This window comes from Acinetobacter sp. GG2, from assembly GCF_000292385.1.
Classification (GTDB): Bacteria; Pseudomonadota; Gammaproteobacteria; order Pseudomonadales; family Moraxellaceae; genus Acinetobacter; species Acinetobacter seifertii.
Window position 1 is genome coordinate 1 of record NZ_ALOW01000012.1, and the last position, 15,847, is coordinate 15,847.

Below are 15,847 nucleotides of genomic sequence, written 5' to 3' on the forward strand. Positions count from 1 at the left end.
GTCAAAAATGCTGCGGGTGAAGTCATAGGGTATGGTTCAACCGATAGCATGGGAAATGTTTCAGGTTATTTATATCAGGTTCATTTACATGGAGAAGAGCTCACTTTTGTTGTAGTTGACAAAGCGGGGAACCACAGTACAGAGGTCAAGCAGAATGCCTTGATTGATGACATTGTTCCGAACGCGATTGAAAACATCATTTTCAATGAAAATGGTCAGAACTTTACAGCGCAAGCAGAAGTAAATACTCAAGTTGAAGTTAAAAATGCTGCAGGTGAGGTTGTAGGTTCAGGTTATGTAGATAGTGCTGGTAATGTCTCGGGTTACTTGAATCAAATTTACTTAAAGGGTGAGGAACTTACTTTTGTTGTGATTGATCAAGCCGGCAATCGCAGCGTTGAAGTAAAACAAACAGCCTTTCTTGATAATACTGCACCAGAAAATGCTACTAATTTAGTATTTAGCGAAGATGGTTCATATCTAACTGGTATGGCAGAACCCAATGCTACGATTCAGATATTTGATCAGAATGGTCAATTGGTAAATCAGTGGAATAATAATGTTAATTGGGATGGAACATTTAACATCTCTTTATACAGTAACTACTTGCATGGCGAAGAGTTAAAGGTAGTTGTAGTAGATCGGGCTGGTAATTTGAGTGGTGGGGTTACTGTAAAAGCACCGCTTGATGATATTGCTCCTGTGGCTGCAAGTAATCTCACGTTTAGTGAAGATGGTTCATCCCTTTCTGGTGTAGCTGAGTTAAATACCATTATCCAGATTTTTGATCAGAATGGTCAACAGGTGAATACGTGGAGTCAGAGTGTAAATGCTGATGGTACATTCACTATTTTCTTGGGTAGCTCTAATTTACATGGTGAAGAATTCACAGTTATTGTTAAAGATCGAGCTGGAAATGTGAGTGATGTTGTTTCAGTTAAGGCTCCATTTGATGATATTGCGCCAAATCCGATTAAAAATATTGTACTTGATCCGAACGGTCAAAACTTTATAGCGCAGGCAGAAGCAAATAGTAATATAGAAGTCAGAAATGCTGAGGGTGCGTTAATAGGTCATGGTTCTGCAGATAACGCAGGTAATGTGACAGGTTACTTCTACCAAGTTTATTTACATGGAGAGGAATTAACTTTCGTTGTCATAGATCGAATGGGCAATCAAAGTGTCGAACTTAAGTTCAATGCTTTGGTGGATACCATTACGCCAGATCCAATTGAAAACATCATCTTTGACGAAAATGGGCAAAATTTTACGGCACAAGCTGAAGCCAATAGTTTTATTGGTGTCAAAAATGCTGCGGGTGAGTTTGTCGGTTATGGTTATGTCGATAGCACTGGTAATGTAACAGGCTATTTCAATCAGGTTTATTTAAAAGGTGAGGAACTCACTTTTATCGTTATAGATAAAGCAGGTAATCAAAGTGTCGAGTTTAAGCAAAATGCTTTAATTGATGATATTGCACCAAATCCGATTGGAAACATCATCTTAAATGAAAATGGTCAAAACTTTACAGCGCAAGCGGAAGCAGATAGTCGAATCGAAGTTAAAAATGCTGTTGGTGAGGTTGTAGGATCTGGTTCAACCGATAGCATGGGTAATGTTTCTGGTTACTTATATCAGGTCTATTTACATGGCGAAGAGCTCACTTTTGTTGTCGTTGACCGAGCGGGGAACCGTAGTACAGAGGTCAAGCAGAATGCTTTGATTGATGATATCGCACCAAATCCGATTGAAAATATTGTGCTCGACTCAAACGGTCAAAACTTTACGGCGCAAGCAGAAGCAAACACTCGGATTGAAGTCAAAAATGCTGCGGGTGAGGTGATAGGATCTGGTTCAACCGATAGCATGGGTAATGTGTCAGGTTATTTTAATCAAGTCTATTTACATGGAGAGGAATTAACTTTCATCGTTGTAGATATAGCAGGTAACCGAAGTATTGAGGTTAAACACAATGCTTTAATTGATGATGTCTCACCGCCGGTTGCTTCAAATATTACTTTAACCTCAGATGGATTGCTTTTTGGTGAAGCTGAACCAAACTCAACTGTTGAAATTATTGATCAATATGGTGCAATTATCACAATAGCTAATGTTGGATATGATGGACGCTTTTATCAATTGATCAACCTGAGCCAATATCAAACACAAAATTTGAGTATTGTTGTCAAAGATATTGCTGGCAACCGAAGTGAAGTTGCTCATGAATTAGTACCTGTATTTTCGAATTCACCAATTGCTGCGACAGAGCTAAAATTGGATGTAAATGGCCATATTCTTACAGGTAAGGCGACAGCAGGAATGACGATTGTTGTCACATCTACTGATGGTCAGATCATTAATGGAGAATGGAGCAGTATAGTTAATGAAGATGGTAGTTTTGCTATTAAGTTAAATAGCTATTATCTACATGGACAGACGTTACTAATTCGAGTTTATGACCAGAATACATATCAATACAGCCCAATCACTGAACTTATTGCGCCATTAGACAATATTGCTCCAGTGATTAATGAGGTAGCGATTAGTAACGACGGTCATGAGATAACTGGACATGCTGATTCAAAAGTAATTATTAAAGTAATAGATGCGGATGGAGATTTACGAGCAGAATTTCAAATGGAGGAAGCTGGATATTTCAATGTTGGTATGTATCCACCTGTATTACGTGGAGAGCAATTATTTATCACGGCAACGGATTTAGCTAAAAATATAAGTACTCCATTTAATTTTACTTTTACTGCAGATACTAATGCACCACCATCAGCAGATCATGTTGTTTTATCTGAAAATGGTTTCTTCATTGAGGGAACTGCTACACCAAATAGTGAGATGCATATTTTTGATGTGTATAGTAATTATATTGGCGGTGGTTCTGTAGATGAAACTGGATATTTTAATATCCAGTTATACTCACCTCAGGTGAATGGACAAACTTTACGTGTTGTTGTGGAACATAATGGGTATCAAAGCGTTTATACAGAAATTAAGGCACCGATAGACATCGTTGCGCCAAATGCAGCAACACAACTTGTATTGGAAGAAGGAAATATACTTTCTGGGGAGGCTGAAGCATATTCAACTGTTAATATTTTCGATGCTAATAATAATTTAGTTGGTCAGACTACTGTGGGAAGTAGTGGTACTTTCTGGGTGCAATTATGGTCACAATATTGGCATGGTGAAACATTGACAGTAAAAGTAGTTGATGCCAATCAAAATATAAGTGTGGGCTCAACGATTGTTGCTACGAATGATACAACAGTACCGAATGTAGCCACACAACTTGCCATAAATGGATTGGGAGAGCTCACGGGACATGCAGAAAGTAGAGCTATCCTTGAAGTTATATATCATTTTGCTGATCAAGAATCTTCTGTAACTTCTGTAATAAGTACGACGGTTATGGTTGATGGAACTTTCTCTGTTTATATGTATGAGAATGCAACATCATTTGATCTTACTGTTATTGATCGTGCTGGAAATCGTAGTGAAACTATCAATAAAGCAATTAGTGATTTAACTACAATCACTGTTGATCAGTTTAAAGGTGATTCTGCTGATAATACTTATATAGTTGATCATATAAGTGATTTTGTTCAAGAATATATTGTTGAGCCGTATGCAATATATAAAGATGTCTGGATTGATAATAGCTATACATATCCAGAATGGGTCACTGAAGGTCATTACGAACAGATATGGTTTGTTGATGGTTATTATGATTCCCAATGGGTCATAAGTGGTTATTCAACTGTACAAAATGTTTATCAAAATCAGAATGGTATAACTTATATTGATAATGGCATGGCAGATAGCGATTATAGTCGATATGAACAACAATATTATGATTTTGCGAATGGACAATGGCAAGAAGGTTATGAATTGACCTATATACGTTCAGAAGAAGGCTGGGTTGATACTAGTCATTATGAAGACGTTTATGTTGATACAAGTCATTATGAAGATGTTTGGGTAGATACTAGCCACTATCAAGATGTTTTCGTAGAAAGCGGTTATTGGGAGAACCAACTTGTTGAATCAGGCTATCGAGATGTTGATTTTGGTGGACACGATAAAATAATTAGCTCTGTAAGTTATAGTCTGGTTGGATATTCTGATTGGTCGACAGGTTTAGAAAGTGGTCGTTATGTTGAAGACTTGGAGTTGGTTGGTTCTGCTCATCTAAATGCAACAGGCAATGCTTTAGATAATCTTTTAACAGGTAACTCTGGTAATAACATTTTGAATGGGCGTGAAGGTAACGATACCTATATGACTAATGAAGGTACTGATTCCATACTGTTCCAATTGCTAAATAGCCAAGATGCGACTGGTGGGAATGGACATGATACGGTGTTAGATTTTACTTTAGGTGATGTAAGAACTGATACTCAAGCAGACAAAATCGATTTAAGTGAACTATTAATTGACTATTCTAAAGACGTGAGCACATTAGCGAAATTTATTACTGTAGAGCAAGATGCTGGAAACACGACTATTAGTCTTGACCGAGATGGTGAAGGTACAATGTTTAGTAGTGTTTCATTGATAACTTTAAATCAGGTAAATACAACATTGGATGAATTGTTAAATAACCAGCAACTCTTTGTTTAACATTAATATTTATCTTTATAAAAGAGGCTATGAAAATAGCCTCTTTTATTTTGTGCTTTAAATTTAATAAAAACTCTTCACAACTTGTTAAAAAATGACCAAAAAAGATAAGTTTTTTTTCATTTTCCCCTTGAAGCCTTTTTTTTCATCCCCACAAAAGTGACATCTAAATATTTTGTTATTGCTCTGGATTAAAGCAATAACGATTAATCAAAAAGACTTAGTCTGATGGAGTTAATTATGAGCAACATTCGTCCATTACATGATCGCGTTGTAATTCGTCGCGTAGAAGAAGAAACCAAAACCGCTGGTGGTATTTTACTTCCAGGTTCTGCTGCTGAAAAACCATCTCAAGGTGAAGTAATTGCAGTAGGTAATGGTCAAATCACTGAGAATGGCGTACGTGCTTTGGATGTTAAAGTTGGTGACAAAGTATTGTTTGGTACTTATGCAGGTACAACAGTGAAAGTAAGTGGTGAAGAACTCTTAATCATGAAAGAGTCAGACATTTTAGCTGTGTTGGAAGGCTAATCAATCCATAACTCAATTCATTATCAGATTCAGTATTTAAAAAGATTTGGAGTTTAATATGTCAGCTAAAGACGTAAAATTTGGTGATTCAGCTCGCTCAAAAATGATTGCAGGCGTAAACGTACTTGCAGATGCTGTTAAGGTGACTTTAGGCCCTAAAGGTCGTAACGTAGTAATTGACCGTTCTTTCGGTGCTCCACACATCACTAAAGACGGTGTAACGGTTGCTAAAGAAATTTCATTAAAAGACAAGTTTGAAAACATGGGTGCTCAACTTGTTCGTGAAGTTTCTAGCAAAACTAACGACATCGCTGGTGACGGTACTACAACTGCAACTGTACTTGCTCAAGCAATTTTAAATGAAGGGATCAAATCTGTAACTGCAGGTATGAACCCAATGGATTTAAAACGTGGTATCGATATCGCAGTAAAAACTGTAGTTGAAAATATCCGTTCAAATGCAAAACCTGCTGATGATTTTAAAGCGATTGAACAAGTTGGTTCTATCTCTGCTAACTCTGATACTACTGTTGGTAAACTTATCGCTCAAGCGATGGAAAAAGTAGGTAAAGAAGGCGTAATCACTGTAGAAGAAGGTTCTGGCTTCGAAGATGCTTTAGACGTTGTAGAAGGTATGCAGTTTGACCGTGGTTATATCTCTCCGTACTTTGCAAACAAGCAAGATACTTTAACAGCTGAGCTTGAAAACCCGTTCATTCTTCTTGTTGACAAAAAAATCGGTAATATTCGTGAATTGATTTCTGTTTTAGAAGCAGTTGCGAAAACTGGTAAACCACTTCTTATCATCGCTGAAGATGTTGAAGGCGAAGCGCTTGCTACACTTGTTGTAAACAACATGCGCGGTATTATCAAAGTATGTGCTGTTAAAGCTCCTGGTTTCGGTGACCGTCGTAAAGCAATGCTTCAAGACATCGCAATCTTGACTGGCGCAACTGTTATTTCTGAAGAAGTTGGTATGTCTTTAGAACAAGCAACTCTTCAAGATTTAGGTACTGCACACAAGATCACTGTTTCTAAAGAAAACACTGTAATTGTTGATGGTGCTGGTGATGCAGCTGCTATTGCTGAGCGTGTTCAGCAAATCCGTGCTCAAATTGAAGAATCTTCTTCAGAATACGACCGTGAAAAATTACAAGAACGCGTTGCTAAATTAGCAGGCGGTGTTGCTGTAATTAAAATCGGTGCGGCAACTGAAGTTGAAATGAAAGAGAAGAAAGACCGCGTAGACGACGCACTTCATGCAACTCGTGCAGCAGTTGAAGAAGGTGTAGTTGCTGGTGGTGGTGTTGCGCTTGTACGTGCTGTAAACGTTCTTGACGGCTTAAAAGGTGCTAACGAAGACCAAACTGCAGGTATCAACATTTTACGTCGTGCGATCGAAGCTCCACTTCGTCAAATCGTTGCGAACGCTGGTGATGAGCCATCTGTAGTGATCAATGCTGTTAAGGGTGGTGAAGGTAACTTCGGTTATAACGCTGCAACTGGCGAATATGGCGATATGTTAGAAATGGGTATTCTTGACCCTGCTAAAGTAACTCGTTCTGCACTTGAGCACGCTGCTTCTGTTGCTGGCTTAATGTTGACTACAGAATGTATGATTACTGACATTCCTGAAGACAAACCAGCTGCTCCAGACATGGGCGGTATGGGTGGAATGGGCGGCATGATGTAATTCAACATCAACGTCTAAATAAAAAAATCCCTGCATGTGCAGGGATTTTTTTATTTCTTATATAAATTAAGAAAAAGTTAAGTTGATATTCTTAAACTTATAGTCAGGAACAGTAGCTGTAGTTCCTCTTTTTTGTTACACCATGCTTATCCTTTTATAAGCATGGTTTTTTTTAGCCTAATAAAATGATAAGCCACGTCACTGCAATAATAGACAGTGCAACAAACTGTGCAGCACTTCCCATATCTTTGGCATTTTTAGAGAGTTGATGTTTTTCAAGTGATACGCGGTCAACTACTGCCTCAATCGCAGAATTGAATAGTTCTACAATAATTGCAAATAAACATACAACGACCATAAGTGCATGTTCACCACGAGTCACATCTAGGAAAAAGCTAGTAGGGATAAGCACGACATTAATTAAAACAATTTGTCGGAAAGCGGCTTCATTTTTATAAGCTGCCTTAAATCCTGAAATTGAATAACCTGTCGCATTCAAGATGCGCTTGAGTCCGCTTTTGCCTTTGTAGGGAGAATAACTATTCATTCACTTATATTTTTAACACTTTTCATGCATTATATATCGCGGCCCTCAAAAAAAATATTAAATCTTTTTTAAAGATTTTGACTTTATAACTTGATAGAGAAGAAGAGATGAAAAAACTATTTGTAGCATTAGGACTTGTCATGGGTGGCTTACATGTAAGCTATGCAGAGCCTGCTTCAGCTCAGCAAGTACCGGGATATTATAAGCATCAATTTGGTAATTACCGCATCACCTCTTTACTTGATGGCACCATTTATTTAGACCCTAAATTATTCAAAAATTTGAGTCAGGCTGAGAAGACTAAAATTTTAACCAAGTATGCAGCTGTTAATGAGAAGGGCATTCAAACTTCGGTAAATGCATTTTTAGTAGATGACGGTAAAAGTTTGACGCTTGTTGATAGCGGTGCTTCAAGCTGTTTTGGCCCGCAGTTGGGTTCGATTGCTAAAAATCTTGAACTGGCAGGCTATCAGCTTGCTAACGTGAAAACGGTTTTATTGACACATTTGCACCCAGACCATGTTTGTGGAATTGCTAAAGATGGAAAAGCAGTATTTCCTAATGCAACGATTTATGCGCATGAACGTGAAGCAGATTACTGGTTAAATCTAGCTTCTGAAAAAACAGTACCAGCAAATCAAAAAGAAAATTATTTAGGTACTGTTAAAAATGTAAAAGCTGCACTTGCACCTTATGAAGCGAAAAAAGCATTCAAAACCTTTAAAGATGGCGATGTCATTCAAGGTTTTGAAGTAATCAATACACAAGGGCACACACCAGGTCATCATAGTTTCCGTTTAAAGAGCAAGGGTCAACAAATTGTCTTTGTAGGGGACATTGTCCACTCACATTCTTTACAGTTTGATGCTCCAAAAACTGGCGTAGATTTTGATGTAAATTCTGAGCAGGCAATTAATACCCGTTTAAAAATGTTCGCTGAAATTTCAAATAAACAGCAATGGGTAGCTGCTCCACATTTGCCGTTCCCGGGGATTGGCCATGTATATAAAGTGAATGCAGAGCAATATCAGTGGATTCCTTTATATTTTAATAACAGTCTTGAGAAGTAACAAAAAATGGGGCATTCAATGCCCCATTTTTTGTTAAGTATTTAATTATTTTGTTGTTTTCTCAAAATTAGTCACAGCTTGACGGCCAAGTGCGGGGTCATCGGTAAAGATGCCATCTACACCTGCTTTAAAATATGCTTCGAACTCTTTTAAAGCACCTGTTGGGCAACGTTCAGCAGGTTTGTCGCTACATTTTAAAGGCTGTGGTAAAAAGTTGTTTTCTGGGCGGAAAGTATATGGGTGTACTTTTAAGCCAGCGGCATGTGCATCGCTAATAAATGAAGTGGTTTGTACTGAACCATCAGTATTGAAATTAAGAATATAATTTTTGCTTGGGCCAACGCCATTTGCATATTTAGCAACATCTTTTAAGCTTTGTGCTGTGGCCAAATCACCATACGTCTTAGATACACCAGATTCAACAAAGTCGGCTGGTCGAGATGTTTTTGCATCATATAACTGAATGATTTGTGCATGTTTAAGTGTCTTATGAAGGTCAAGTTGATCTTTTAAATATTTTAAATTGCTGACTTCAAAAGACTGCAAATAGATAGGTGCGATATCACGTGTATATTGATACTTGGCTAGAGTTTTAAGAAGTGTGTCCTCCATAGCCAAATTTTTATTTTTAAAATAAGTCGGATGTTTAGTTTCGATATATAAACCAATAATCTTGCCAGTTTTTTTATAATTTGCTTCGGCAAGTTCAATGACTTGTTCGAGCGTCGGAATTGAATAGAGGTCATTGTAAGCTGTATTTGCTGGTCGGAACTCAGGAATACGCTCACGTGCTTTAACTTGTTGTAATTCATTTAAGGTGAGGTCTTCAGTAAACCAACCCGTTAAATTAACACCATCAATATTTTTGGTGGTTTTGCGGTCCGCAAATTGGGTAAGGGTACTGATATTGGTAGTCCCGCCAATTTCGTTTTCATGACGCGTAACCAATACACCATCTTTTGTTGACACCAGATCGGGTTCGATAAAGTCAGCACCATCATCAATCGCTTTTTGATATGAAGCTAACGTATGCTCAGGACGTAAAGCGCTAGCGCCGCGGTGTCCGATAACTAAAATTTTAGGAAGTTGATATTCTGGTGTAGTTGGTGTTGTTTCAGTTTTATCATCGTCATTACAACCGACCAAGCTAACTAAACTTAAGCATAAAAGTGCTTTTCTAAACATAATTCTACTCATATTGTTTTAGTTGAAACGACTCAAGTATTAAGATTTCGTTTGACATGATCATGAAGAATTCATGAATTTTAAGTGACACTAGTTAACTGGTTGTTTATTGCTTTGTTGGAAATATTAAAACGCGCTTTGTTTTTGTCTTAATTACATTTATTGTTTTATTTCTACTTGTCTTTTTTACATTGCTCGTTGATGATCACATGGTCTCAAAGCGGCATTTACTTCTGTTAATTAACGACACTATACCGGGCAGCCATGCTATCTAAATTTTTTATTGAACGTCCTATTTTTGCCAATGTCCTGGCGATCATTGTTATGGCTTTCGGTATTTTTTCGGTCATGAATTTACCTGTAGAACGATATCCAGATATCGCGCCGCCGAAGATTACAGTGTCAGCCAACTATAGTGGCGCAGATGCGCAAACGGTTGAGCAAAGTGTGACTCAAATTTTAGAACAGCAAATACAAGGGATTGACCACTTACTCTATTTTAGTTCATCAAGTGATTCATCGGGACGTAGCCGAATTACCATTAGTTTTGATAATGGAACCAACCCAGACACTGCTCAGGTCCAAGTCCAAAACAGTATTAGCGGTGTCATACGCCGTTTACCCGATGAAGTTCAGCGCCAAGGTGTGACAGTCAGTAAGTCACTAGGTGATACTTTTATGGTAATTGGCTTATATGACTCGACAGGTAAAACGGGAAATATTGAGCTATCAGACTATTTAACTACGCACGTGGTAGATAACCTGAATCGTATTGAAGGGGTGGGTGAAACTGATGTATTTGGTTCGCAATATGCGATGCGTATCTGGTTAAATCCGGACAAGTTAAAACAATATAATTTAATGCCAAGTGATGTGGCTAACGCAATTACTGCCCAAAACACCCAAGTTGCGGCTGGTGCAATCGGTGATTTACCAGTCATTGATGGACAATATTTAAATACAAAAGTGACGGCTGGATCTCGATTAAAAACAGTCGATGATTTTAAAAATATTGTTGTAAAGTCGAATAAAACGGCGAGTTATGTTTACTTAAAAGATATTGCTAGAGTTGAGCTTGGTGCAGAGAACTACCAGTCCTTTAATACGATTAATGGTTATCCCGCGGCAGGTTTAGGTATTTCGTTATCTTCTGGTGCAAATGCAATTCAGACCTCTAAGCTCATTCATCAAACCTTAGATCAGCTCGCAACTAAATTACCAGCCGGATATAAGATCGTTTATCCACGAGATAATACGCCGTTTGTTCAAGAGTCAATTAAGGAAGTTGTTAAGACCCTTGTAGAAGCGATTATTCTGGTTATTTTGGTCATGTTCCTATTTTTACAAAGCTGGCGCGCCACTCTTATTCCGAGTATTACCGTGCCAGTTGTTATTCTAGGGACTTTTGCGGTCTTATATGTGCTCGGGTTTAGTATTAACACATTGACATTATTTGCATTGGTACTCGCCATTGGTTTGTTGGTTGATGATGCAATTGTGGTTGTGGAAAACGTTGAACGGCTCATGCATGAACAGCACTTAAGCCCTAAAGAAGCTGCGATTGAGTCAATGGGTGAAATTAGTGGGGCCTTGGTTGGGATTACTTTGGTTTTAACCGCAGTTTTTATTCCAATGTCTTTTTTAGGTGGCTCAATTGGGGTGATTTACCGCCAGTTTTCCATTACTTTAGTTGCCGCTATGGCACTATCGCTGGTTGTTGCACTTGTATTAACCCCCGCTTTATGTGCATTAATTTTAAAACCGAACTCTGAACCTAAGCATTGGGCAATTTGGTTTAACCAAAAAATTGATCAACTTAAGAATAAATATATCAAGCTTGTTCAGACGAGTATTGATTACAGTAAATCAGTTATTGTGATTTTTGTTGCGCTCATAGCAGTTTTTACGCTGTTCTATGGTGGTTTAAAAAGTGGATTTATTCCTAAAGAAGACCAAGGTATTTTAAGCGTTCAAATTAAATTGGTAGATAGTGCTCCAATTTCTGAAAGTCAGAAAATCGGTGAGCAAGTACGCCAATACTTTCTGAAACAAGAAGATAAAAATGTTGATTTGGTTTTAATTCGTTACGGTCGAAATAATGCCGGTACCGGACAAAATTTAGCACAAGGCTTTGTTGCTTTAAAACCTTGGGATGTCCGTACTGCAAAAGAAAACTCCGCTGACGCTATACAAAAGCGTGCAATGAAATATTTTAGTCATTTAAATAATGCTCAAATTAATGTGACCTTACCACCTTCAGTAAATGGTTTAGGCCAAACGGATGGTCTAGATTTTTGGATTCAGGACTTAAATGGTCAAGGTCAAAACTTCTTAGATGGGATGTTCCGACAGTTACAAACTCAAAGTAAAAACTATTCAACTTTCGAAAATTTTGATAAGCAGTCTACCAATAGTAAAGCGAATCTGAATATCAAGATTGACCAGAAACAGGCTTTGGCAAATAGTTTGGAACTCTCAGCAATTAATAATACGTTATCGAGTGCATGGGGTGGAACTTACGTAAATGACTTTATTGATCGGGGCCGTATTAAACGCGTCATGATTCAAGGTGATGCCCAGTTTAGATCTAAACCTGAAGATTTATATAATTGGTCTGTGCGTAATAGCCAAAATGAAATGGTGCCTTTTAGCTCATTTGCAAACTTCAGCTGGGGCGGGGCGCCAGAAATTGTAAAACGCTATATGGGATATAGTGCTTTACAGTTACAGGCAGATGTTGCGAGTGGTAGCAGTTCTGGTCAAGCCATGAAGGATGTTGAACAACTTGTAAATCAACAAAAAGACATAGGTTTAGCTTGGACAGGCTTGTCTTTTGAAGAACAGAAGTCGACGAATCAGGCTGTATGGTTATATCTGATTTCGGCAGGTTTTATTTTCTTATGTTTAGCTGCTTTGTATGAAAGCTTAAGTATTCCTGCTGCTGTAATGACTTCTATTCCGCTAGGTGTAGGGGGAAGCATTATTTTCTCTTATATCTTTGGTTTGCCAAATGACGTGTATTTCCAAATTGCACTTTTAACTACGATTGGGTTGTCATGTAAAAACGCAATTTTAATTGTTGAGTTCGCTGCATTAGCTCAAGAGAAAGGAAAGAATGCTATTCAGGCTGCTCTAGAAGGCGCGAGCTTGCGTTTAAGACCGATTTTAATGACTTCTTTAGCCTTTGGTGCTGGTGTGATTCCACTTGTGTTTGCACAGGGTGCTGGTGCGGTTAGCCGTCAAGAAATTGGTATTAGTATTTTAGGCGGCGTGATGTTTGGTACTGTGCTGGTTTTATTCTTTATTCCAGTGATGTACGTGTTATTACGCTCACTGTTTAAATCGAAAGCTTCGAGTTAAAAGCAAACAATTTAAAATCAGGCATTAAATCAAGTATATTAAGTTTAACTTCTCTTCATATATTTGATTTAGATGCCTCAAGAAAAAAAACTAACACAGCAACAGGTTATCGCATTAGAACGAGATCTGGCTAAATTCGCAACCATGATGGATAGCGCAGTCCGTATTCCTTTTACAAAGCAGGGTATTGGTGCCGATGCGGCCCTAAGTACCATTCCTATTGCGGGCGATGTAGCGGGATTTGTTCTAACTTGCTATGCCATATATAAAGCCAAGCAAATTGGTGTACCGCAGCATAAACTCACTCCAGTCATAAAATTGGCTGTAGTCGATGCTGTGGTGGGTTGTGTTCCAGTTGCTGGGACTATTTTCGATATTTTTATACGTCCTAGCAGAAAAGCGTTAGACGTCGTCCATACCCACATTCGTGAAGAATATGCGATTCAAAGTGATATGCATGTTGTTCATCCGTATTTACATGAAAAGCTTGAAAAGAAGCAGCAGCAGTCAGCCTTCTGGCGCAACCCTGTTGTGAGTTGGCTATGGCTACATATACCCGATTTATTTGGGGTATTTGTGCTTATTTTGATTGGTTTTGCAATGTGGTGGGGAGTCAGTTTACTTTGGGGACTTGCCCATTCAGCCTAATAAAAAAGCCTCCAACTGGAGGCTTTTCATTCACTGTGTTATGGGCAATCTAACTGATGTAGAGCTGCAACACGCTGTTCGATCGAAGGGTGAGTTTGGAACAATGCAGCCAAGCTAAAGCCTTGTTCTTTACCTTCCGCAATAGCGAACGCTTTCATTTCTTTTGGCATTTGGTCAGGTAACTCTGTTTCTGCCTGTAAACGTAATAAAGCAGAAATCATTGCTTGTTTACCAGCTAAACGTGCACCTGCTTCATCAGCACGGTATTCACGGTAGCGAGAGAACCACATCACAATAGCAGAAGCTAGAATACCGAACACGATATCTAAAACCATCGTAATGAGGAAATAACCCATACCAGGTGCTTCATTGTCTTGACGACCAAAAACATTACGGTCGATAAAGTCACCTACTACGCGAGCAAAGAACATCACAAAGGCGTTTACAACACCTTGGATGAGTGCCAATGTGACCATGTCACCATTTGCAACGTGACCAATCTCGTGCGCAAGCACTGCACGTAGCTCATCTTTGTTCATACGCTCAAGTAGACCGCTTGAAACGGCAACTAAGGCATCATTTTTATTCCAGCCTGTTGCGAATGCATTAGACTGATATGAAGGAAAGATACCAACCTCTGGCATATTAATACCAGCACGTTGAGAAAGTTCAGCGACTGTTTGCAATAACCAGCTTTCAGCTTGGTTACGAGGAGCATTTGGGTCAATCAGTTCTGTACCAGTAGTTTTTTTAGCCATCCATTTGGACATAAATAGAGAGACTAACGAGCCCACCATACCAAACACAAAACAGATGACTAAAAGGTTGCCTAGATTCAAGCCACCCGCGCCATGGTAACTACCGACACCGAAGAGTGACAAAATAATGCCAGCTACAACCAGTACCGCGAGGTTGGTAAGCAAAAACAAACCAATCCGCATCATTGAGAAAATCCTCTTATAAATAAAATATTATCTGATTTATAAATTATAAATCACTCAGCTAATATGCGGCGCTTAGGGGAAAAATTCAAGAAAAAAATAAGGAATCAATACATTCTTTAGTGGATAAGAATGTATTTAAATTAAACAAGTTATTTATACAGCCCATCTAAACACAGAGGTATGGGTAATAGATCATTACAATTTTTAGACAATCAGCCTCGTTAAAAGATTAACTGCAATGCATGAGTTGTTTAAATCTACTCGATTCTAATATGCGCAATTGCTGTTGCATTATTGGTGACATAAGTTCCTGTAGGTGCATCAGTATAGGTACCATCAGCCAAAGTCACAATTTGGCGTGCAGAAGAATATTTAACAGGCTTAGCCGATACTTGTTGTGTTGTGGCGGCTTGAGGTAGCTCTGGGCGACTTGCAGTCTGGGCAGAAATATTTGAGTTCGTAAAAGATGAAAGGCTTACCCCAGAAGAATATAAGTTCTGATATCGACTGGTTACTCGGCGAACATAATCTTGGGTTTCACGAAATGGGGGGATGCCACCGTATTTATCAACGTTGCCTTCACCAGCATTATAGGCTGCGAGTGCCATTTGCGTATTGCCATTAAAACGCTTGAGCAACCAGCCCAGATATTTCGCACCAGCAAAGATATTTTGCTGAGGATCGTAAGCGTTAGAAACGTTAAAGCGACGGGCAGTGGCTGGCATGAGTTGCATTAGGCCTTGGGCACCGACTGGAGAGTGGGCATTTACATTGAAACCCGATTCGGTATGCATGACTGCTTTAATTAAACCTTCAGATACACCGTGCTGTTGTGCTGCCTGCTTAATAATATGGTCAAACGCATTTTTATTTTTGCTATAGCTCGGTAGAACAGAAGCTTCTGAAGCGCCCCAGTTTGTATAACTATGAATATTACTATCAGGATAGTAAGTCACTTTTACTTTCTTGAGTGAATTGTCATAGCTTTTACGGTTAGTCAGTAAAGTACTGCCATTTTTATCTTGGTAAACGTACATCTGACCCGCAAAAGTCGACGTTACACCGACCGAAAAAGTGGTCATCCCCAGCAAACAAGAAAAAAGATATTGAACCGAATTTTTCATTTTATGTTATTCACAATTTTAAGGTATTCGAGACTTGTCAAAGAGTTTATCAAAAAATATTAAAGAAAGAAGTTTTGTGTAATTTTTTTTATTTTCGCTGTTTTAAAAAA

Annotated in this window: 10 protein-coding genes; 6 read left to right on the forward strand and 4 right to left on the reverse strand. The window is 38.5% G+C overall.

What is annotated here, in order from left to right; genetic code table 11:
• The 3 genes from B554_RS0100530 to groL all read left to right on the forward strand — a co-directional run.
• On the forward strand, positions 1-4,635 hold a 4,635-nt coding region (locus tag B554_RS0100530; RefSeq protein WP_019456580.1), incomplete at its 5' end, for an Ig-like domain-containing protein.
• A 240-nt stretch (positions 4,636-4,875) separates the two neighbouring features.
• On the forward strand, positions 4,876-5,166 hold the full coding sequence (gene groES / locus B554_RS0100535) for a co-chaperone GroES (protein WP_002120604.1): 291 nt from the start codon (positions 4,876-4,878) through the stop codon (positions 5,164-5,166).
• 58 nt (positions 5,167-5,224) lie between these two features.
• A complete protein-coding gene (gene groL / locus B554_RS0100540) occupies positions 5,225-6,859 on the forward strand; it encodes a chaperonin GroEL (protein WP_019456581.1) in 1,635 nt (544 codons plus the stop codon).
• Between the two features lie 172 nt (positions 6,860-7,031).
• Here groL and B554_RS0100545 read toward each other — a convergent pair whose 3' ends face one another.
• Complete coding sequence (locus tag B554_RS0100545) at positions 7,032-7,406, reverse strand: diacylglycerol kinase (RefSeq protein ID WP_004699662.1); 375 nt, start codon at positions 7,404-7,406, stop codon at positions 7,032-7,034.
• Between the two features lie 107 nt (positions 7,407-7,513).
• Between B554_RS0100545 and B554_RS0100550 the strand changes: the two genes are divergently transcribed.
• The gene (locus B554_RS0100550; RefSeq protein WP_019456582.1) at positions 7,514-8,476 is read left to right on the forward strand and encodes an MBL fold metallo-hydrolase; all 963 of its coding nucleotides are present in this window, start codon (positions 7,514-7,516) and stop codon (positions 8,474-8,476) included.
• Positions 8,477-8,521: 45 nt separating this feature from the next.
• On the opposite strand, the gene B554_RS0100555 is transcribed toward B554_RS0100550, so the two are convergent.
• The gene (locus B554_RS0100555) at positions 8,522-9,661 is read right to left on the reverse strand and encodes a glycerophosphodiester phosphodiesterase (RefSeq protein WP_019456583.1); all 1,140 of its coding nucleotides are present in this window, start codon (positions 9,659-9,661) and stop codon (positions 8,522-8,524) included.
• A 264-nt stretch (positions 9,662-9,925) separates the two neighbouring features.
• On the opposite strand from B554_RS0100555, the gene B554_RS0100560 reads away from it, so the two are divergent.
• Both B554_RS0100560 and B554_RS0100565 read left to right on the forward strand, forming a co-directional pair.
• Positions 9,926-13,021: a multidrug efflux RND transporter permease subunit gene (locus tag B554_RS0100560; RefSeq protein ID WP_019456584.1), complete on the forward strand. Its 3,096-nt coding sequence runs from the start codon at positions 9,926-9,928 to the stop codon at positions 13,019-13,021.
• Between the two features lie 72 nt (positions 13,022-13,093).
• On the forward strand, positions 13,094-13,669 hold the full coding sequence (locus B554_RS0100565; RefSeq protein WP_019456585.1) for a DUF4112 domain-containing protein: 576 nt from the start codon (positions 13,094-13,096) through the stop codon (positions 13,667-13,669).
• 38 nt (positions 13,670-13,707) lie between these two features.
• On the opposite strand, the gene htpX is transcribed toward B554_RS0100565, so the two are convergent.
• Complete coding sequence (gene htpX / locus B554_RS0100570; protein WP_004699673.1) at positions 13,708-14,613, reverse strand: protease HtpX; 906 nt, start codon at positions 14,611-14,613, stop codon at positions 13,708-13,710.
• A 257-nt stretch (positions 14,614-14,870) separates the two neighbouring features.
• Positions 14,871-15,737, reverse strand: coding sequence for a lytic transglycosylase domain-containing protein (locus tag B554_RS0100575; RefSeq protein ID WP_019456586.1), 867 nt, complete (start codon positions 15,735-15,737; stop codon positions 14,871-14,873).
• Between the last annotated feature and the right edge of the window lie 110 nt (positions 15,738-15,847).

Excerpts from the sequence above, each read along its gene's own strand:
- groES (WP_002120604.1), top strand. The coding sequence starts at position 4,876 with ATGAGCAACATTCGTCCATTACATGATCGCGTTGTAATTCGTCGCGTA.
- groL (WP_019456581.1), top strand. The coding sequence starts at position 5,225 with ATGTCAGCTAAAGACGTAAAATTTGGTGATTCAGCTCGCTCAAAAATG.
- B554_RS0100545 (WP_004699662.1), bottom strand. The coding sequence starts at position 7,406 with ATGAATAGTTATTCTCCCTACAAAGGCAAAAGCGGACTCAAGCGCATC.
- B554_RS0100550 (WP_019456582.1), top strand. The coding sequence starts at position 7,514 with ATGAAAAAACTATTTGTAGCATTAGGACTTGTCATGGGTGGCTTACAT.
- B554_RS0100555 (WP_019456583.1), bottom strand. The coding sequence starts at position 9,661 with ATGTTTAGAAAAGCACTTTTATGCTTAAGTTTAGTTAGCTTGGTCGGT.
- B554_RS0100560 (WP_019456584.1), top strand. The coding sequence starts at position 9,926 with ATGCTATCTAAATTTTTTATTGAACGTCCTATTTTTGCCAATGTCCTG.
- B554_RS0100565 (WP_019456585.1), top strand. The coding sequence starts at position 13,094 with ATGCCTCAAGAAAAAAAACTAACACAGCAACAGGTTATCGCATTAGAA.
- htpX (WP_004699673.1), bottom strand. The coding sequence starts at position 14,613 with ATGATGCGGATTGGTTTGTTTTTGCTTACCAACCTCGCGGTACTGGTT.
- B554_RS0100575 (WP_019456586.1), bottom strand. The coding sequence starts at position 15,737 with ATGAAAAATTCGGTTCAATATCTTTTTTCTTGTTTGCTGGGGATGACC.